Origin of the sequence: Streptomyces sp. NPDC004667 (genome assembly GCF_040609475.1) — a bacterium.
In the GTDB taxonomy this organism is placed as follows: Bacteria; Actinomycetota; Actinomycetes; order Streptomycetales; family Streptomycetaceae; genus Streptomyces.
In genome coordinates this window covers 90,136-108,220 of the sequence record NZ_JBEXKC010000018.1, presented here as the reverse complement: position 1 = coordinate 108,220, position 18,085 = coordinate 90,136, and the positions used below count along the sequence as shown (strand labels likewise).

The window sequence follows — 18,085 nt, the reverse complement described above, 5'->3', positions numbered from 1 at the left end:
AGCGCTCCTTGCTGCTGTTGCGGTGACGTGAGGGCGGGGCGGGCGGGCCGCCTCAGGGGGCGGCGTCGCGCAGCCGGTCCAGGGCCCGTTCGGGGGTTCCGTGGGCGAGGACCATCGCGTGGACCCAGCGTTCGAGGCCGAAGGCGACGCACGAGCTGTACGCGGGGCCGCCGGAGCCCGCGCGGATGTCCAGCCGCTCGCCGAAGAAGTTGCGGTGCCGGTTCACGGAGGCGATGGCGGTGCCGTCGGGGGCGGAGAACTCGTGCTTGACGGGGTCCAGGGCCATCAGCCGGGCCCGGGCGGCCCCCTTGTCGTAGAACGGGTCGTCGGCGACGGCCCTGTCCAGTTCCAGTCCGAGGCGCGCGGCTGCCTCCAGGATGAACCCGGCGCCCTGTTCCAGGTGTTCGACCGCGCCCTGTTTGGTGCCGAGGTAGAGCACCTCCCGCATGTGGAAGCCCCACAGGCGGCGCAGTCCGTCGTAGTGGGTCTCATTGCGGAAGCAACGGCCGGCGGCGGAGAGGCGCAGGCCTTCCTCGCCCACGTCCCCGCCCTCCAGGGAGAGCAGCAGCCCGTAGCAGGTGGCGGACGGCAGGAGGTAGCCGGTCGGCCGCAGCGGCAGCTCTCCCGGGGCCTCGCCGGCGGCGAGGCCGTCGAGCGCGTCCGGGGCGAAACGCGCGGCGGAGACGCCGAGGTGGGGGAAGTTGCGGAAGAAGTCGAGCCGGGCCAGCCCCTCCACGGACAGCAGGGGCGGACCGACGACCTCGGGGGCGCGGAGCCGTGCGGCCAGCCCCGTGAGCAGGTCGTCCAGCCCGCGCAGGAGGGCGGTCCGGACCGGATCCAGCGTGATCAGGCCCGCACCTGGACTCTTCAGGCCGCCGTCCGGCAGGGCCGTGGTGCTGGGTGTGCTCATGGGAACCGCTTCCTCTGGGCGTGGGTGGACAGTCGACGGGGTCGGCCGCGCGGGTGGGCGCGGCGGTCGTGCCACGGCGTCCGCGCGGTCGCGCCACGGCGTCCGCACGGTGGCGTCGACACGCTTCAGCCGGGGCGCGGGGGCGTGTGAAGGTCCGCGCGTGCGGTCGGCGTTGACCGCGACGGGTGCGCGGCGGCGAAGAAGTCGAATGTCCGATTAGGGGCGGACTGCGCATCAGGACACTAAGCCGCCCGTGCGGCTATTGTCTAGACCAAACCTGGCGGACGGTCGAGTGGATTTCCAGGCTCCGTTTCGGCGCAACTCCGTCTCTTGAGATGCCACTTGGCAGCGGTTATGGTCTAAACCAATTCCGCCGAACGGCGCGGCCCACGCACCCGCGCCACGGCGTCACCACCCGTCCCCGGCGTCCGCCACCGGCCCGCGCCGAGGGGCGCCCCGCGCTGCCCTCCGGCCGAGGAGGAGCGCGCGTCACCACTGCCCGTCCCCCTCGCATCCCCCTCGCACCCGCCGGAGCGGCCGCGCCCGCCGACGGGCCGGACCGCCGCCCCGACTCCCTTTCTGGAGGGACCGCATGACGACACCCGCTCCCCGCAGCCGCCCCCGTCTCCACCGGGCGGCCTCGGACCTGCCGTACTTCAGCGCGGACGGCGAGTCCTACCTGGCCCAGACCACCCTGCGGGAACTGAAGAAGTCGAGACCGCTGCGGGTGCTGTCCGAGGAGGACTTCGCCCACTGGCAGACGTACGGCTACGTCATCGTCCGCGAGGCGGTCCCGGCGGAAGCGGCGCGCCGCCTGCTCGACTTCACCTGGGAGTTCCAGGGCCTCGACCCGGACCGGCCGGACGGCTGGTACGCGGACCGGCCCTTCCGCTCCGACCTGGACCGGCAACTGCACGTGTACGGCTTCGTGGAGGCCTACCACCACCAGCTCCTCTGGGACAACCGGCAGGCCCGGCGCGTCTACGACGCCTTCGTCGACGTATGGGACTGCGAGGAACTCTGGGTCACCCAGGACCGGCTCAACCTCAACCCGCCCAACACCGGCAACCGCGACCGCGCCCTGATCGAGCCCACGGACCGCGGCTTCGACATCGAACTGCACTGGGACATCGACACCACGCTCGGTGTTCCGCCGCAGCGCGTCCAGGGGATCATCGCGCTCAACGACACCCGGCCGGAGGCGGGCGGCTTCCAGTGCAGCCCTGAGCTGTTCCGCCGGTTCGACGCCTGGAAGGCCGGCCAGGCGGCCGACCGGGACCCCCTGCGCCCCGGCGCCGACCGGGCGGAGTACCCCGTCGTACGCCCCGACCTGCACCCCGGCGACCTGCTGATCTGGAACGGCCTGCTCGCCCACGGCGTGGCGCGCAACACCTCCCGGGACCAGGTGCGGGCGGTCCAGTACCTGTCGATGATGCCGGCCCTGGAGGAACACGAGCGCCTCAGGCGCTCCCGCGTCGACGCCTGGCGGCACCTGCGGACCCCGCGCTGGAACCGCACCCTGGTCGGGGACCCCGTACGGCACGAGTCCGAGCGCTACCCCACGGCCACCCTGAACGAGCTCGGCAGCCGGCTGCTCGGGCTCACGTCCTGGAAGGAGACGGGCACCGCCACCCGCGCCGACCGGAGCGGGGAGCCGGCGTGCGCCGTGTCTGCCTGACCCTGCCCACCAACCGGCCCTGCGCGGCGACGATCAGGGCCGTGGCCGAGGAGGCCGCGTACGGCGCCCGCCGTTTCGGCGCCGAGGTCCACCTGCTCGTCCTCGACTCCTGCGACGCCCCGGAGCTCGCCGGGCACCGGGAGACGGTCGCCGCCCTGCCCGCGGTCCCCGGGGTGGTCGTGCACCACCTCGACGAGGACGCCCAACGGACCTTCCTGCGCGAGGTGATCACCCGGTCCGGAGCCGCCGCGCCCGGACGGCTGCTGGAGCTGATGCTGCCGTCCCGCGTCTCCTACGGAGCCTGCACCAACCGCGCCTTCCTCATCGCGGAGGCCCTGGGCTGCACCTCCGTCCACCGCCGGGACTCGGACAGCCGCTACCAGTACCTGGACGGAGAGCCGGTCTTCCCCCTCCACCACGAGCTGACGTCCCTCGGGCGGCCCGCCGCCGAGGTGTCCGCCCTGGTCACCCGCAGCAGGCTCGACCCCGCCTGCGCGGACCGGCCGGTGGCCCTGGTCGGGGGCTCCTTCGTCGGCGAGATGTCCGTGGACGTGGAGGAGATCCGCCGCCTCGACCCCTCCGTCTACGAGGACGTGGTGGGCCTCTCCGTCCCCGCCGGCCACCCCGAGATCTGGCGCAGGAACCTGATCGCGGAGTCCTTCCGGGGCGCCGGGACCGCCGCGTTCACCGGCGACCTCACCACCCTCACCAGCGTCAGCCCCCTGCGCGTCGACATGTGCAACATCGCCCTCGACCGAGAGGTCTACGCCCGGGTGCCCCTGCCGCCCGCCACCGACACCATCGGCAGCGACTACTTCCTCCTCCACCTGGTCCACGACGCACGACTGCCGGGGGTCCTCCACAACCGGCACATCGTCAACTTCCACACACGGGAACGCCGTTCCGACGAGGGCTTCCTCGCCTACCAGCTGCGCTTCGCCAAGTTCCTCCTCTCCGGCCCGCACCTCGACGCCGTGTACGCCGCCACGAAAAAGGCCGGTGACGCACTGCTCGACCCCGACGGCCACGTCCGCGCCGCCGCCGTCGCGGGCCTCGTCGGGGACGGCGCCCGCGTCGCCCCCGACGAGGGCGCCAGACGGCTCGACGTACTCGACCGCTCGTACCGGACCCTGGGCGGCCGCTACACCACGGCCGCGGACGCGCTCACCGCCCGCCGGGAACCGCTCCTCGACGACGCCCGGCGAGACATGGAGGACTTCGCCGTCCTGACCGAAGCCTGGGAGGACCTGACCCGCGCGAGCCGGGCACAGGGCCGCCCCGGCCCGACGCACCGGGAGGCCGCGCGATGCACCGCATGAGCCGCCGACCGGCGGGGGCCCGGCCCGACGGCGGCCCCCGCCGGCCGAGCGGCACGCACGTCCTCACCGTCACGTACGCGGGCGGGGAGGAGCGCCGGGGCCCCGTCACGATGGGGCAGGCCAACATGATCCGCTGCATGCTGCGCGACGAGCCCGCGCACATCAACATCCACGACGTGTGGCCGGTTCCCGAGGGGACCCGGACGGACGCGGTGGTCGAAGCCCTGCGCGCCCTCGTCGTACGGCACGAGGCCCTGCGCACGACCTTCCCGCACGCCCCGGGCAGCGCGCCCCACGAGCAGGCCGTGGCGTCCCGGGGAACGTTCACCGTCACCGTCCTCGACCACGGGGAACTCTCCGGGGACCCCGTCGCGTACGCCGACTCGCTGGCCCGCCGGGCACGCGAGGAACGCTTCCGGCTGGACCGGGACTTCCCCCTCCGCCTCTCCCTGGTGACACGCGCCGGCACGCCCGTGTGCGTGGCCATGGCCGCGAGCCACGCCCTGACCGACGCCGGCGCCCTCGCGGTCCTGAAGGAGGAATGGCTGTGCCTGCTCGCGGGCGAGGAGCTCGCCCCGCCCACCTCGCTCACCCCGCTCGGCCTCGCCGAGGAGGAGGCCACCCCGGCCGGTCTGCGCAGGTCCGAGGCATCGCTGCGACACTGGGAGCGGATCATCCGCACCGGACCCCAGGCGATGTTCGCGGAGCCGGGCGCCGAGGGCACCGAGGTACGGGTGCCGCTGCTCACCCTCCGGTCGCGGCGGGCCGCCCGCGCGCTGGCCGGCGCTGCCGAACGCACCGGCGCCCTGCCGTCCACCGTCCTGCTGACCGCCTGGTGCGCCATCGTCGCCCACCGCACGGGGCAGGACGCCTGCGTCATCGCCGCCCCGACCTCCAACCGGTACCACCCCCGGCTCGCGCGCGCGGTGAACACCCTCTCCCAGGACGCCCTGCTCTCCCTGGACGTCCGGGTGCCGTCCTTCGACGTGCTCCTCAAGAAGGCCTGGGGAGCGGCCCTCAACGCCTACCGGCACAGCCGGTTCGACGCGCTCGGCCTGTGGGAGGTGATCGGCCGGACCACCTTCGAGCGCGGCAGCCGGTTCGCGCGCGACGTCGTGTTCAACGACGTGAGCACGCTCCCGGCCACCTCGGCCTCCCGCACCGCGGACGGCCCGCCGGAGGGCCGGGACCCGTACGGGCCGGAGCTGGAGCTCACCTGGGGGCCGGAGCAGGTCCTGCCGACCCGCGTCCTCGTCTTCGTCCACGCGACCGATCCGCTGCTGCACCTCGCCCTGTGGGCCGACCCCGCGCTGTTCGGGCGGGAGGAGGCCGAAGGCCTCCTCACCGGTCTGGTACGGCTCCTGGAGGCCGCCGCCGCGCGGGACGTGCCGCTCGCGTCGCTCACCGGGGTCACGGGGGTCCGGCCGGTGGAACGCGGCCCCCACTGGCTCCGGGTGGACGGCTCCTGGACCTCGCCGCCGCTCGTGGCCGCGACGCTGAGCCGGGCCCTGGACGGCCTGCCCGTACACGTCACCGCGGACGCCCCGGCCGGGAGCGCGCCTGCGGGGAGCGAGCCGCCGGGGAGCGAGCCGCCGGGGAGCGAGCCGACGGCGAGCACCCTGACGGCGTACATCGCCGCGGGCGACACCCCGCTCACCCCGGCGCAGGCCCACACCGCGCTGATGGACGCGCTCCCCGGCCGCCCCGGGGTACTGGCCCCGAGCCGGTACGTGATCGTCCGGCACCCGCCGGCCGAGGCGGACCGCGGCGACGCCTGGCTCCACCGGAAGATCCTCAGGGAAGGGACCGGCCGGCAGCGGCCGATGTGACATGACGATGGATGAGGCAACCGCGCGGCGGGAACAGCAGACCCCGCCGCCCAGCCCGTGGCGGTCGAGCCGCTTCCGGCTGTTCTTCACCGCCCGCAGCACCTCGCTGCTCGGCGACGGCATGCTGATGGTGTCCCTGACGACCGCCGTGCTCGGGGCGGGATACGGGGCGGCCGGCGTCGGCTACGCGCTGGCCGCGTGGATGGCGCCGATCGTCCTGCTCGTGCTGTTCGGCGGGGTCCTCGCCGACCGGTTCACCCCCCAGGTGATGATGGTCGGCGCGGACGTGGTGCGCACGGTGGTCATGCTCGCGCTCGCGCTGCTGCTGATCGGCGACCACGTCCGGCTGTGGCACGTCATGGCGCTGCTGGCCCTCAGCGGCGCCGCCACCGCCATGTTCCAGCCGGGCCTGGCGAGCCTGGTGCCCCGGGTCGCCGAGGACATCCAGCGGGCCAACGCCCTCCTGCGGATCTCCGAGGCCATCTGCACCCTGCTCGGCCCCGGGGTCGCCGGTCTCCTCGTGGCCTACTGGAACGTCGCGGGATCGTTCGTGGTCATCGCGGCTGCGTACGCGCTCAGCGCCCTGGGCCTGGCGCCGCTGCGCGGGCTCGGTACCGCCCGGGACGAGAGCGACGACCCGATGTGGCACCGACTGGCCGCCGGATGGCACGAGTTCCGGTCCCGTTCCTGGCTGTGGGGGGTCATCTCCGTATGGGCGGTGTACGGCCTCTTCGTCTTCGGCCCGGCCCTCCCGCTGGGCGCGACGCTGCTCACCGAACAGCACGGCGCCGGCGGCTACGGCTGGATCGCCTCGGCCGACGGCGCCGGGACGATCGTCGGCGGCCTGCTCGGCATGCGCGTCCGGCCCCGCCGCCCGCTCGTCGCGGGGGCCTGCGCGATGTTCTTCTTCTCCCTCAACCCCCTCGCGCCCGCCCTGGGCTGGTCCTTCACCGTGACGGCGCTGACCGGGGCCGTGGCGGGCTGCGGGTTCGCGTTCTGGGGCGTCATGTGGGCGACGAGCGTGCAGTCCCACATCCCGCTGGCCGTCCTGAGCCGCGTCTCGGCCTACGACGTGGCCGGCTCGATCATGGTCATCCCCGTGGGCCGCGCCCTGGCCGGCCCGGCGGCGGCCGCCTTCGGAGCGGACCGGGTGCTGCTGTTCTCCTCGGCCGTGGGCGTCGTGTGCATCGGCGTGATGCTCGGCGTCCCCGCGATCCGCGCACTGGAACGGGCACCGGGGAAACCGTAGTCCGCCTACAGTTGGTCATGTTCCTGACAGTAGTGCCACCGCACCACCCGAGGGGGGCGACCAGCGCATGACCAACCCTGAGAGCGCGGGAGACGACTACGACGTCGTCATCAGCGGAGCCGGCCCGGCCGGCAGCGCCGCGGCGATCCTGCTCGCTCGCCGCGGCGTCCGCGTCGCACTGCTGGAACGCCGCTCGGACCCCGGGGCGTACAAGGTGCTCTGCACCCACTCCCTCACGGCCAACGCCTACCCGGTGCTGGACGAACTCGGCCTCGTTCCCGCGCTCGAAGAGGCCGGGGCCGTCCGCAACGCCGCGCGCTGGTACACCCGTTGGGGATGGATCGAGCCGAGGGCCGCGCCGGGCGGCCCCGAGCTCCCGTACGCGTACAACATCCGGCGCAGCGTCCTCGACCCGCTGATCAGATCCCACGCGGCGCGGACCCCCGGCGTCGACCTGCTCCCCGGTCACCGGGTGACCGGGCTGATCCGGGAAGCCGGGCGGACGGTGGGCGTGCGCGCGGCGGCACCGCGGGGCGAACGGGAGATCCGGGCCCGCCTGGTGGTCGGCGCCGACGGCAAGGACTCGGCGGTGGCGGGCCTCGCGGAGGTGCCCACCCGGCTGCACGAGAACGGGCGCTTCGGCTACCTCGCCCACTTCCGCGGCCTTCCGCTGCACGGCGGGATCGGGCAGGCCTGGTTCCTCGAACCCGACATGGCCTACGCGTTCCCGAACGACGACGGGGTGACGGTCCTCGCGGTGCTCCCGGACAAGAAGCGACTGCCGGCCTTCCGGGAAGACCTGGAGGGCAGCTTCTTCGACTTCGTCCGCGCCCTGCCCGACGCGCCGCCCATCGACTCGGCCGAACGCATCAGCAAGATCATCGGTACGGTCGACTACCCCCTCGTCACCCGGGATCCGACCGCGCCGGGCATCGCCCTGATCGGCGACGCCGCCCTGACCGGGGATCCCCTGTGGGGCGTGGGCTGCGGGTGGGCCCTGGAGTCCGCGCACTGGCTGGCGCGGGCGGTGGCCCCGGCCGCGGCCGGCCGCGGCGACCTCGACAGGTCCCTCGCGGCGTACGCCCGCACCCACCGCCGCCGGCTGCGCGGGCACCAGAGCCTGGCGGTCGACTTCGCCAGGGCCCGCCCGTTCAACCCCGCGGAGCGGCTGGTCTTCTCGGCGGCGGCGCGCGACGAGGCGATGGCGCGGCACATGTACCTGTTCGCCTCCCGGCTGATCGGTCCGTCGCGCTTCCTGAACCCCGTGGCACTGACCAGGGCCGCGGTGGTCGACATCCGACACCGCCGGGCGTCCACGCCGACCGCGCACCGCGCACAACCGGACTCCTGACCGGCTCCCCCCGCCCGACCGGCGGGGCCGGCCCCGCGAGCCACGGCCGGCCCGTGGGGGGCCGGCCGCCCGCGTCGGCCCCGGGAGGATCAGCCCGTCGCGTGCCCCTGGAGCGTGGCCGCCAGCAGATGGGAGTCGAGGAGGGAGACGTCCGCCGTCCTGTCCGCCCGTGCGTAGCCGGCCAGCATCCGCTTCGTCAGGACGAGCGCTTCGGGCGAGCGCCGGACGAGGGGCCTGGTCCAGGAATCGATGACCGCGTCCAGCTGGTCGAGCGGGGCGGTCCGGTGGAGCAGGCCGATCCGGTGGGCCGTGTCGGCGTCGAAGACGTCGCAGGTGAGCATGAGCTCGCGGATCCTGGAGGCGCCCACCTCGGAGACCAGCCGCCCCATCGCCCCGCCCCAGGCCGGCGGCAGCCCTATGCCGACCTCCGGCATGCGGAAGCGGCTGGTGTCGGCCCCGGCGCGCAGGTCGCAGAAGGAGGCGAGGGCGAGGCCCGCGCCGATGACCCGCCCGTGCAGCCGGGCGACGGTGACCGCGTGCGTGTTCTCCAGGGCCTGGCACAGCCGGTGCGCCTTGTCGGCGATGCGCCGCAGGCCCGCTCCGGACGGATCGGCGGCCAGTGCCTCCCGGTACTCGTCGCGGTCGGCACCCAGGCAGAAGTCCGTACCCATGGACGACAGCGTCAGGATCCGGACGTCGGGTCTCTCGTGGAGGTCGTCCAGCAGCATGATGAGGTCGTCCAGGACCGCGGAGTCCAACGTGTCCTCCTGCCCCCAGGGGTTGAGGCGGACACGCAGTACGGGGCCGTCCTGCTCGGCGATGACCGCCTTGGGAACGGTCCGGGTGCGGGTGGAATCGGTCATGCGACGGTCACGTCCAGGTTCAGCAGGCGCCGGAACGCCACGCGGGGCGCCATCGACGGGGGGCGTACGAGGGTGAGGCGGGGAAGGCGGCGGATCAGCTGGCGCAGGAGCGTCTGGGCTTCGAGGCGGGCCAGCGGCGCGCCGAGGCAGTAGTGGATGCCGCCGCTGAAGGCGAGGTGGCCGGGCGCGCGCTCGGGGTCGAACCGGTCCGGGTCGCTGTGCCTGGCCGGGTCCCGGTGCGCCGCCCCGACCATGAGGTGGACCATCTCGTCGCGGCGGATCTCGATGCCCCCCAGCACGCAGTCCTCGGAGGCGATCCTGCTGATCACGTGGGTGGGCGGGTCGTAGCGGAGCGTCTCCTCCACGAACCCGGGCACGAGGTCGGGGTTGTCGGCGACCGCGTTCCAGCGGTCCGGGCTCTCGACGAGCCGGAGCGTCATCGTCGAGAGGAGGGTCGCGGTGGTTTCCAGGGCGGCCAGCAGGACGAACAACACCAGGAAGTAGACGGCCTCGTCGGCCTTGTCCCGGTCGGGCTCGATCGTGTCCCACGTCCGGATCCACCGGGTGACGGGGTCGTCGCCGGGGTGGGAGCGCCGGTCACGCACCAGTTCCATGAAATAGGTGCGGAGTTCGGCGGTGGCCGCGTCGGACAGGGCCAGCTGGCTGGCCGAGGGCAGCAGCTCCTGGGTGAAGACCTGATCGTGCGTCAACTGCCGGAGCCTGGGCCAGTCGGCCCGTGGCAGCCCCAGCCAGTCGCCTATGGTGGCCACGGGCAACTCCTCGCAGACGAGCTCCGAGATGTCCGCCTCGCCGGTGCGTATTCGCTCCGTGAAGGCGTCGAGGAGCTGATCCGCGGTCCGCTGCACGTTGCGGCCGATGCGCTCCACGCTGCCCCGGTCGAACGTGCCCGCCGCCCGCCGCACCCTGGTGTGGTCCGGGGCGTTGAGTGCGGCGAGCGTGTTGCTCATCTCGCGCGAGCTGGGCGCGTTCCAGCGGGTCCCCGGACCCTGGCGCTCCCGCCATTCCCTGTCGGGCTCCAGCCATTGCCGGCTGCGCAGGACCTGGTCGCAGGCGGCGAAGCCGGTGACCGCCGAGCCGCCCCAGGGCGCGGGCACCACCTCGCCCCGCGCGAGGAGCTCGGCGTATATCGGGAAGGGGTCGGCCTGCCCTCTGGCCGTCCGCAGACGGGAGAAGAGGGAGGCGGACGCCCGGCGGTCGTACGACGGACTTGTGGCAACGCCCATGATGGCGGCTCCTTTCTGAGAACCAGCCGCCATGCATACCCACATGATCGTTAAAGACTCCACTACCACTGAGTACTCAGGACGTTACTAGAATCACACTCGATTCACCCGCCCTTGGTCCACGCCAGGAAGCGGCTGAACAGACCGCCCTTGGGCTGCGGCGCGGCGCCGGAGCCCGTACGCGAGGGGCCGGTGCTGGAGGTGGAGGAGGCGGCTGCCTGCTGCTGGGAGGTTTGGCCCGCGTTCGATCCGGCCGACTCGGCCGCCGGGGGAGCGGCCCTCGGGGTGAAGCGGATCGGGAGGGTGACCAGCGAGCGGATCCACGGGCTCGGTGCCCAGGTGAGCGCCTTGAACGGGACGCGCATCTCCACGTCGGGAAGCTGGTTGAGCAGCGTCTCGACGGCGGTCACGGCGATCATGAAAGCCGGGTCCTTGGCGGGGCAGGCGTGCGGGCCCGCCCCGAACGCCAAGTGCGCCTTGGCGCTCAGCTGTTCGCGGTGCCTGGTCAGCTTCGGGTCGGTGTTGGCCGCGGCGAACGAGATCAGGACCGGGTCGTTGGCCCGGACCAGCCTGTCGCCGAGCTCGACGTCGTGAGTCGGGTAGTGCGCCGCGTAGTTGGCGATCGGCGCGTAGTTCCAGAGGGTCTGGGAGACCGCGTCCTCGACCGGGAGGCCGATCTGCCAGTCCTCTCCGAGGTACAGGGCGCTGCTGGTGCCGATGGCCGCGGCCAGCGGCGCGGTGCCACCGGAGAGGAGGGTGACCAGCTGGTGGAGCACCTCCTCGTCGCTCAGCTGGGCCGAGTGTTCCATCAGACGCGTCGTCAGGTCCGCACGCGGGCGCCGCCGCTTGAGGGCGATCAGCTCGTTGAGCGCACCGCCGAGCACCTCGTCGGCCCCGGGCGTCCCCTCGAAGATGCCGCTGATCCCGGCGATCACCCGGTCGCCGATCTCGGGCGGGCAGCCGAACAGCTCGCTGAACACCAGCAGGGGCAGCGGCTGGGCGTACTCGGCCATCAGCTCCGCCTGCCCGCGGATGTCGGTGCTGAACTGGCTGATCAGGTAGTTGGCGGACTGCTGCGTCTGCCGGATGAGCTGGTGCTCGTTGACCGTGGCGAGGCTGTCGGTGACGGCCCTGCGCAGCCGGGCGTGTGCCGCACCGTCACTGAAGAGCGCGTTGGGGCGGTATCCCATCATCGGCAGTGCCGGGCTGTCGGCCGGGACCCGCCCTTCGGCCAGCGCGTTCCAACGGCGGGAGTCGCGTACGAAGGAGGCGGGGTTCTGCAGGACGTACAGCGCGGCGTCGTAGCTGGTGACGAGCTCGGCCGGGACGTCGGGGGCGATGTCCACGGGCGCGCTGGGACCGTACGGACGCAGCTGTGCGTAGTGGCTGTCGGGGTCGGCTCCGAACGAGGGGCCGTACATCTGGACGTTCCCGTGCGCGGGGCAGCCGGGGGGTATCTCTTGCGGTTCACGTGGCTGTTGCATTCCTGCGCTCCTAGCCGAGTTGGGACATGAGGTGTTTGGCGAGGGTGATGAGGGCCTGCGCCGAGGAGTTCTGGTCCCGTACGTCGCACTTGACGACGGGGGTCTCGGCGGTGAGGTTCAGGGCCTCGCGCACCTCGTCGAGCGGGTAGTCCGTGGTGCCCTCGAAGTGGTTCACGGCGATGGCGTACGTCAGGCCGAAACGCTCGACGAGGTCCAGGACGGGGAAGGACTCGTGCAGTCGCTCCGGGTCCACCAGGACCAGCGCGCCCAGGGCACCGCGGGAGAGCTCCTCCCACATCTCCTTGAAGCGTTCCTGGCCGGGCGTTCCGAAGAGGTAGAGCACCAGGGTGTCGCTCAGGGTGAGCCGGCCGAAGTCCATGGCGACGGTGGTGGTCTTCTTGCCGGGCGTGCCCGACAGGTCATCGAAGCCCATGCTGGCCTCGGTGATCTCTTCCTCGGTCCGCAGCGGCTCGATTTCGGAGAGACTGCCGATGCAGGTGGTCTTGCCGACCCCGAAGTGCCCCACTATGAGGATCTTCACCGCGTGGGAGACGTCTGGATCCAGGTACACGGGCTAAGCTCCGAATCGATTCTTCAGGCCCTCGAGCACGGCGCTGACCAGTTCTCTGTCGACACGTTCGGCACGCGGTATCGGTCTCCTCGCGAGGATGAGACCGTCCTCCTCCAACTGCGCCAGCAGGATGCGGACGATGCCCAGGGGCAGGTGCGTGTGCCCCGCCACCTCGGCCACGGACAGGAAGCCGTTCGCGACCAGGTCCATGACCTGCCCCGCTTCCGGGGACAGTGTGCGCGCCGTGACCTGTCCGTTCTCCGCCGGCGCCGCCGTCACGAGCGTCGTGTGCTCGTACTCGTGCTCCGGGGGCAGCGCCCGTCCGTTCGTGATCACGAAGAGGGGGACTAACGGAGACGTCAGTTCCAGATCTTCATCGTGTTCGGATCCGTCAGACACGGCCTGTTCCCTTCCCCGGTGTCGCGCCCGCGGTCAGTCTGGGAACCACCTCGTGCAGACGCATGGTGAACTCCTCTATGTCACAGTCGTGTTCGGCGGCGGCGGCCAGGAGGGCATCGGGGCCGGCCGCCATCAGGAAGATCCAGCCGTGCTGGAACTCGATGACCGTCTGACGCCATTCCGCGTCCTCGACGACCCCCGCGAACTGGGAGGTCACCCGGCTGTAGGCGTGGATGCCCGTCATGGCCGCGGAGATCGTGTCCGCGAGGTCGCGGCTCATCCCGTCGGTCGCCCCGCGGGGCAGTCCGTCCGATCCCAGCAGTACCGCGTGGAGGGCGCCCTCGACCCGGGACACCACCTGGTCGAGCTCGCGGAGGACGAATCCCGAGTCACCGGCGCCCTGCGGCCGGGGGTCGCTCCGCCGGGTACCCGCGGCGTCCTCGGCGCTCACGCGCGGGGGCGAGGTGAGGTTGGTGCCCAGCCGGGCGACGAGGCGGTGCATGCGGAAGGAGATCTGCTGCATGTCCACGTCGGGCGCGGCCGCGGCGGCGAGATAGGAGCCCTGCCCGGCCCCGATCAGGAAGCTCCAGCCGTGCGAGAACTCGATGATGGTCTGGTTCCACTGCCGGTCCTCGTCCGGTCCGGCGAAGTGGGCCGTCGCCCGGCTGAGCGACTGCATCCCGGCCATGGCGGCGGAGATGGTGCGTACATCCTTCTCGGCCAGGCCTTCCGTAGCGCCGCGAGGGAGGCCGTCCGCGGACAGCAGGACGGCGTGCCGTGCGCGGGGCACGTTGTGCACGATGTCCTCGAGCATCCACGACAGGTCTGCGGTCATGCGTTCTCGGGTCCTTCGAACGAGGTGGCGTCAAGGTTGCGGCCGGAGAGCGTGCCGCGCTGGAAGGCCCCCAGACCGCGCCCGGAAGCACGGCCCGGCTCTCCCGGGGTCCGCGGCGCCGGCGGGGCGGCGTCGGGATCGGGAACGCTCGCGATGGGCGCCTGGCGCGCGCCGCGCTTGGGCAGACCGTGCATCGTGCGCGACGGCGGGCTCTGGGGCCGGCTCTCGGCGGCGCGCCGGATGTTGCTGACCGGAGCCTCCTGGGGGGCGGGCGGTATCTCCTCCATGGTCCACAGCTCCTCGGGCAAGAGGACGACGGCCCTGACGCCGCCGTATCGGGAGACTCCGGTGACGTCCACCTTGAAACCGTACTGACGCGCGATCAGGCCGATCACCGGGAAACCGAACTTCGGCTGGGTCCCGAGCTCCGACAGGCGGGGGGCGACCTCTCCGGAGAGCAGCATGGTCGCCCGCTGCCGGTCCTCGTCGTTCATGCTGACACCGGCGTCGTCGATGACGATGCACAGGTTGTTCTGGACGCGCTGGAACGTCACCTCGATCGGTGCGTCGTGCTGCGAGAAGCTCGCGGCGTTGTCGAGCAGCTCCGCCACGGCGAGTGCGACGGGCGCGACCGCGGACGCCTTCAGCGCGAGACCGGTCTGCTGCATGATGGCGACCCGGTGGAAGTTGCGGATCTGGCCCTGGGCACTGCGCACCACGTCGTAGACGCTGGCAGGCCTGTTGCGGCGGCCGAGCGGCGCACCGCACATGACGGCGATGCCCTGGGCCTTGCGCGCCATCTGCGCGTTGGCGTGGTTGACGTCCATCAGGTCGCTGAGGACGGCGTGCCCGCCGTACTTGCGCTGGATGTCGTCCAGGAGCGTCGTCTGCTCGGCCGCGAGGCTCTGCAGGAACCTGGCGGCACCCTTGAGGACGGCCTTGGTGTTCTCCTCCGCCGCTTCCTTCGCTTCGCGGAGCGTGGCGTCCTGCTCGCCGCGGAACCTCTGCAGGTCGGCGTGGAGGGCGTGCAGGTGGCCGTCTGCCGTGAGCAGCGCCTGCCTCAGTTCGGCCTCGGTGTGGCGCTTGTTCGCCCCCAGCGCCCGGTTGCGGGCGACGAGTGCCGCGACCGCGGCAACGGCTATCGCCGCCACCGCAACCAAGCACCACACAAGTGCGTCTCGATTCATGGAAACCTTTCCCGGCGCATGGCATGCGGACGGCTGCAGATACACCTCGCGAGGCCCCGCAACACGGCTGATCGGCACGGTTCGCCTGCGGTTGCGCGGAGATGAAGCCGCCGATCGCAGATCAGCATCTGAGTCAAAAATTGATCAAGATCACAGATGCCGGGATGCTATCACCCGGATCTCGGCCCCCCTGACCCCCTCCGCGGCTCCGCATGCGCTCAACCGGGCCCTCGTGGCTGCGGGTTGACATGGCCCTTTCGACTCCGCATCCGCTGCCGGCAACCCCCTTCGTTGCCGCTCCGTCAAGGAGTTCTTCACGAGAGCAGCGACAATCCCTCACATCGCCCCGAGGCCCCGCCGGCCGAACTCGTGAAGGACCTCACAGGCGGCCGACGTCGCCCGTGCGTCGAATCCCGCCTTTCTTCAGGTCGATTTTCCGCCACTGGCGCATTTCGTATCCTGCGGATTTCAGTCACCGGAATTCCCGGTCCCCGACGCACGGTTCCCGACGCGCGGTTCCCGACGCACGGTCAGCGCGACGTGCCCGGGCGCCCGGGCACGTCCAGCACGGCCTGGAACTGCCCGAGCGCCTCGTCGATGCGGCCGGTCGCCACGTAGGCGCGGCCCGGCCGAGAGCGGATGTCCATCTCCAGCCAGTCGTAGCCGGGTTCGGTGAGGGGGGACGGCAACCGGTGCCGGCGCGGCGCCTCCTCGTGCCGTCCCTCCAACTTTTGGCTCGTGTCTCCGTCTGACTCTCTGCGGAGACCCGGGTGACGAATTCGGGTGCGGGATTCGGCGTCGGCGTACCGTGCTCGGGGTGACGGACACGACTCGGGAAGACGGTCTGGCGGCAGTACTGCCCACCCTGTCCGGCGCCTTCGGGCTGGGCGAGGTACGCGATCAGCGGTTCCTTGCCCATGGCCTGATGAACCGGAACTGGCGGCTCGTGACGGCTACGGGGGTGTACGCGCTCAAGGAGATCACCGACGTTCCTCTGCCGAAGGTTCGCAGGAACCTCACGGTCCTCGTTGACCTGGCTCGTGAGGGCGTCCCGGTGCCGGCACCACTGTTCGACGCCGGTGGGGACCGTGTGGTGGAAGTCGGTGGTCGCGGCTACTGCGTCCTGCCGTGGGTGGACGGCGAGCACGTTCAAGGGACGGACCTCCCGCTCGACCAGGTGCGCGATCTCGGTGCTCTCCTGGGCCGCCTGCACGAGGGCTTGCGGCGGCATGGGCCCGGCCCGGTTCCGGAGCGGGCACCGGTGGCGGAGGTCCGCGACGTGGCCGAGGCCGACCGGGCCGCCGCCGCTCTCGCGGGCCGCCTCCCGTCCGATCCGGTGAGCGACCTCGGCAAGGCCGCCGCCGAGGCCCTGCGCGGCCGCCGCGGTCTCCTCGCCCGGTACGCCGATACCCGGCCGGACGGCGGGGTGCCGGCCGGGCCGTACGGGTGGACGCACGGCGACTTCCAGTACCGCAACCTGCTGCGCCGTGACGGCCGGGTGGTGGCGGTACTGGACTGGGACCGGCTCGGGGTCCGTCCGTACGGGGAGGAGGTCGCGCGGACCGCGCAGGTGCAGTTCGGGGTGGGTGGTGCTTTCGACCTCGACCGTGTCGCCGCGTTCTGCTCCGGGTACCGGTCCGTGATCGATCTGTCCGCGGGTGAACTCACCGACGTGGACCCTCCGCCGCGCATCTCCGCAGATTCTCCCCGGCCGCAGCCCGTTCCTGGCGGCGTTTCCGCTGGTGAGGCGGCCCTTGGTTGGGTTGGGGTGTGGTTCCGCGCCGTTTTGGTGGGGTCTCGGGGCGTTGACCGGTTGTGCGCTGTCGTGCCAACCCCTGGGCGCAGAAGGTCAACGCGGTCGGTCGGGTCGCTCGTAGCTTGAAGAAGTGCCGAGCCGCCGACGTGGCGGGCACGTTACCGATTGCTTCGAGAGGACCCCTCATGTTCGACATCAGCAAGGTGCAGGCCGCCCCGAGCAAGGACCTGCTCACGCCCGACAACTCGGTCATGCTCTTCGTCGACCACCAGCCGCAGATGTTCTTCGGCACCGGCAGCGGCGACCGTGCCGCGATCATCAACAGCACCGTGGGTCTCGCCAAGGCGGCTCAGGCCTTCGACGTTCCGACCGTTCTGACCACGGTGGCCGCCGAGTCGTTCTCCGGGCCCCTGCTGCCGCAGCTCGCCGAGGTGTTCCCCGAGAACGAGATCATCGACCGCACCACCATGAACGCCTGGGAAGACGAGGCGCTCGTGGCGGCGGTCAAGGCGACCGGGCGCAAGAAGATCATCCTGTCGGGTCTGTGGACCGAGGTCTGCCTGGTGCTGCCCGCGCTCTCGGCGCTTGAGCAGGGTTACGAGGTGTACGTGGTCTCCGACGCCTCCGGTGGCGTCAGCCCGGCCGCCCACGAGCACGCGCTGCAGCGGATGATCGCCGCCGGCGCCGTCCCGGTGACCTGGGTCCAGGTCCTCCTGGAGCTGCAGCGCGACTGGGCGCGTCAGGAGTCGTACGGCGCGGTCATGGAGATCGTCAAGGCTCACGCGGGTGCGTACGGCCTGGGCGTCGTGTACGCGCAGAGCGTCATCGGCGCGCACGCCGCCGGCTGACCCCTGTGGACACCGGCATTCTGATCCTGCGTCTGCTGGTGGGACTGCTCGTCGCCGGCCACGGTGTGCAGAAGATCAGCTCGCACCTGGGCGGCAAGGGACTTCAGGGCGGTACGGAGGAGTTCCGCGCCGACGGCTTCCGCGGCGGTGCCCTCACCGCCCTGGCGGCGGGCGGTGGTCAGATCGGATCGGGCCTGCTGCTCGCGGTCGGCCTCCTGACCCCGCTCGCCGCGACCGGCGCCATCGGGGTCATGACGGTCGCGCTCACCGTGAAATGGCGCCACGGTCTCTGGGTGCAGAACGACGGGTACGAGTACCCGCTCGTCCTCATCGGCACCGCCACCGCCCTCGCCGCCACCGGCCCCGGCGCCTGGTCCCTCGACGCGGCCCTCGGCCTCACGCCGTACCCGCTGTGGTGGGCCGCCCTCGCGCTCGTGGCCGGTCTCGGCAGCGGACTCCTCACCCGGCTCGTCCTGCACCGGACCGCCGCCCCGGCGATCGCCGAGCGCTGAGCGCGAGCCGCGCAGACCGGGTCCGGCCGCCCGCGTACCCCCCCCGACCG

At 72.2% G+C, this 18,085-nt stretch carries 17 protein-coding genes; 8 read left to right on the top strand and 9 right to left on the bottom strand.

Features of this window, described 5'->3' with window-relative positions; genetic code table 11:
- Positions 1–52: 52 nt before the first annotated feature.
- Entirely contained in the window at positions 53–910 is an 858-nt protein-coding gene (locus tag ABZW32_RS13360; protein ID WP_356214964.1) for a hypothetical protein, read from the bottom strand.
- Between the two features lie 592 nt (positions 911–1,502).
- Between ABZW32_RS13360 and ABZW32_RS13355 the strand changes: the two genes are divergently transcribed.
- The 5 genes from ABZW32_RS13355 (at position 1,503) to ABZW32_RS13335 (ending at position 8,336) form a co-directional block, all read left to right on the top strand.
- Entirely contained in the window at positions 1,503–2,588 is a 1,086-nt protein-coding gene (locus tag ABZW32_RS13355; protein ID WP_356214962.1) for a phytanoyl-CoA dioxygenase family protein, read from the top strand.
- Positions 2,570–3,907, top strand: coding sequence for a DUF6271 family protein (locus tag ABZW32_RS13350; RefSeq protein WP_356214960.1), 1,338 nt, complete (start codon positions 2,570–2,572; stop codon positions 3,905–3,907). The genes ABZW32_RS13355 and ABZW32_RS13350 overlap by 19 nt, the downstream gene beginning before the upstream one ends.
- Entirely contained in the window at positions 3,904–5,736 is a 1,833-nt protein-coding gene (locus ABZW32_RS13345) for a condensation domain-containing protein (protein ID WP_356214958.1), read from the top strand. Before ABZW32_RS13350 ends, ABZW32_RS13345 begins: the two co-directional genes overlap by 4 nt.
- Position 5,737: 1 nt before the next feature.
- Positions 5,738–6,985, top strand: a complete 1,248-nt coding sequence (locus tag ABZW32_RS13340; RefSeq protein ID WP_356214957.1) for an MFS transporter — start codon at positions 5,738–5,740, stop codon at positions 6,983–6,985.
- Between the two features lie 67 nt (positions 6,986–7,052).
- On the top strand, positions 7,053–8,336 hold the full coding sequence (locus tag ABZW32_RS13335) for an NAD(P)/FAD-dependent oxidoreductase (RefSeq protein ID WP_356214955.1): 1,284 nt from the start codon (positions 7,053–7,055) through the stop codon (positions 8,334–8,336).
- Between the two features lie 89 nt (positions 8,337–8,425).
- Here the strand turns inward: ABZW32_RS13335 and ABZW32_RS13330 are convergent, their stop codons facing one another.
- The 8 genes from ABZW32_RS13330 to ABZW32_RS13295 form a co-directional block, all read right to left on the bottom strand.
- Entirely contained in the window at positions 8,426–9,199 is a 774-nt protein-coding gene (locus tag ABZW32_RS13330) for an enoyl-CoA hydratase/isomerase family protein (RefSeq protein WP_356214953.1), read from the bottom strand.
- Complete coding sequence (locus ABZW32_RS13325; RefSeq protein ID WP_356214951.1) at positions 9,196–10,443, bottom strand: cytochrome P450; 1,248 nt, start codon at positions 10,441–10,443, stop codon at positions 9,196–9,198. The genes ABZW32_RS13330 and ABZW32_RS13325 overlap by 4 nt, the downstream gene beginning before the upstream one ends.
- 104 nt (positions 10,444–10,547) lie before the next feature.
- Positions 10,548–11,927, bottom strand: a complete 1,380-nt coding sequence (locus ABZW32_RS13320; protein WP_356214949.1) for a cytochrome P450 — start codon at positions 11,925–11,927, stop codon at positions 10,548–10,550.
- A 10-nt stretch (positions 11,928–11,937) separates the two neighbouring features.
- Positions 11,938–12,498, bottom strand: coding sequence for an ATP/GTP-binding protein (locus ABZW32_RS13315; protein ID WP_356214947.1), 561 nt, complete (start codon positions 12,496–12,498; stop codon positions 11,938–11,940).
- 3 nt (positions 12,499–12,501) lie between these two features.
- Positions 12,502–12,897, bottom strand: coding sequence for a DUF742 domain-containing protein (locus ABZW32_RS13310; protein WP_356214945.1), 396 nt, complete (start codon positions 12,895–12,897; stop codon positions 12,502–12,504).
- A complete protein-coding gene (locus tag ABZW32_RS13305; protein WP_356214943.1) occupies positions 12,890–13,732 on the bottom strand; it encodes a roadblock/LC7 domain-containing protein in 843 nt (280 codons plus the stop codon). The genes ABZW32_RS13310 and ABZW32_RS13305 overlap by 8 nt, the downstream gene beginning before the upstream one ends.
- On the bottom strand, positions 13,729–14,919 hold the full coding sequence (locus ABZW32_RS13300) for an ATP-binding protein (RefSeq protein WP_356214941.1): 1,191 nt from the start codon (positions 14,917–14,919) through the stop codon (positions 13,729–13,731). Before ABZW32_RS13300 ends, ABZW32_RS13305 begins: the two co-directional genes overlap by 4 nt.
- Positions 14,920–15,449: 530 nt before the next feature.
- Complete coding sequence (locus tag ABZW32_RS13295) at positions 15,450–15,647, bottom strand: hypothetical protein (protein WP_356214939.1); 198 nt, start codon at positions 15,645–15,647, stop codon at positions 15,450–15,452.
- Positions 15,648–15,736: 89 nt separating this feature from the next.
- Between ABZW32_RS13295 and ABZW32_RS13290 the strand changes: the two genes are divergently transcribed.
- From ABZW32_RS13290 to ABZW32_RS13280, 3 genes are read left to right on the top strand one after another with little or no spacing between them, the layout of a single operon-like run.
- The gene (locus ABZW32_RS13290) at positions 15,737–16,801 is read left to right on the top strand and encodes a phosphotransferase (RefSeq protein WP_356214937.1); all 1,065 of its coding nucleotides are present in this window, start codon (positions 15,737–15,739) and stop codon (positions 16,799–16,801) included.
- A 59-nt stretch (positions 16,802–16,860) separates the two neighbouring features.
- Positions 16,861–17,523 carry a hydrolase gene (locus ABZW32_RS13285; protein ID WP_356214935.1) on the top strand — a complete coding sequence of 221 codons (663 nt, stop codon included), beginning with the start codon at positions 16,861–16,863 and terminating at the stop codon, positions 17,521–17,523.
- A gap of 5 nt (positions 17,524–17,528) precedes the next feature.
- Positions 17,529–18,035 carry a DoxX family protein gene (locus ABZW32_RS13280; RefSeq protein WP_356214933.1) on the top strand — a complete coding sequence of 169 codons (507 nt, stop codon included), beginning with the start codon at positions 17,529–17,531 and terminating at the stop codon, positions 18,033–18,035.
- The last annotated feature ends 50 nt before the right edge of the window (positions 18,036–18,085 follow it).

Excerpts from the sequence above, each read along its gene's own strand:
- ABZW32_RS13360 (WP_356214964.1), bottom strand. The coding sequence starts at position 910 with ATGAGCACACCCAGCACCACGGCCCTGCCGGACGGCGGCCTGAAGAGT.
- ABZW32_RS13355 (WP_356214962.1), top strand. The coding sequence starts at position 1,503 with ATGACGACACCCGCTCCCCGCAGCCGCCCCCGTCTCCACCGGGCGGCC.
- ABZW32_RS13345 (WP_356214958.1), top strand. The coding sequence starts at position 3,904 with ATGAGCCGCCGACCGGCGGGGGCCCGGCCCGACGGCGGCCCCCGCCGG.
- ABZW32_RS13340 (WP_356214957.1), top strand. The coding sequence starts at position 5,738 with ATGACGATGGATGAGGCAACCGCGCGGCGGGAACAGCAGACCCCGCCG.
- ABZW32_RS13335 (WP_356214955.1), top strand. The coding sequence starts at position 7,053 with ATGACCAACCCTGAGAGCGCGGGAGACGACTACGACGTCGTCATCAGC.
- ABZW32_RS13330 (WP_356214953.1), bottom strand. The coding sequence starts at position 9,199 with ATGACCGATTCCACCCGCACCCGGACCGTTCCCAAGGCGGTCATCGCC.
- ABZW32_RS13325 (WP_356214951.1), bottom strand. The coding sequence starts at position 10,443 with ATGGGCGTTGCCACAAGTCCGTCGTACGACCGCCGGGCGTCCGCCTCC.
- ABZW32_RS13320 (WP_356214949.1), bottom strand. The coding sequence starts at position 11,927 with ATGCAACAGCCACGTGAACCGCAAGAGATACCCCCCGGCTGCCCCGCG.
- ABZW32_RS13305 (WP_356214943.1), bottom strand. The coding sequence starts at position 13,732 with ATGACCGCAGACCTGTCGTGGATGCTCGAGGACATCGTGCACAACGTG.
- ABZW32_RS13300 (WP_356214941.1), bottom strand. The coding sequence starts at position 14,919 with ATGAATCGAGACGCACTTGTGTGGTGCTTGGTTGCGGTGGCGGCGATA.
- ABZW32_RS13285 (WP_356214935.1), top strand. The coding sequence starts at position 16,861 with ATGTTCGACATCAGCAAGGTGCAGGCCGCCCCGAGCAAGGACCTGCTC.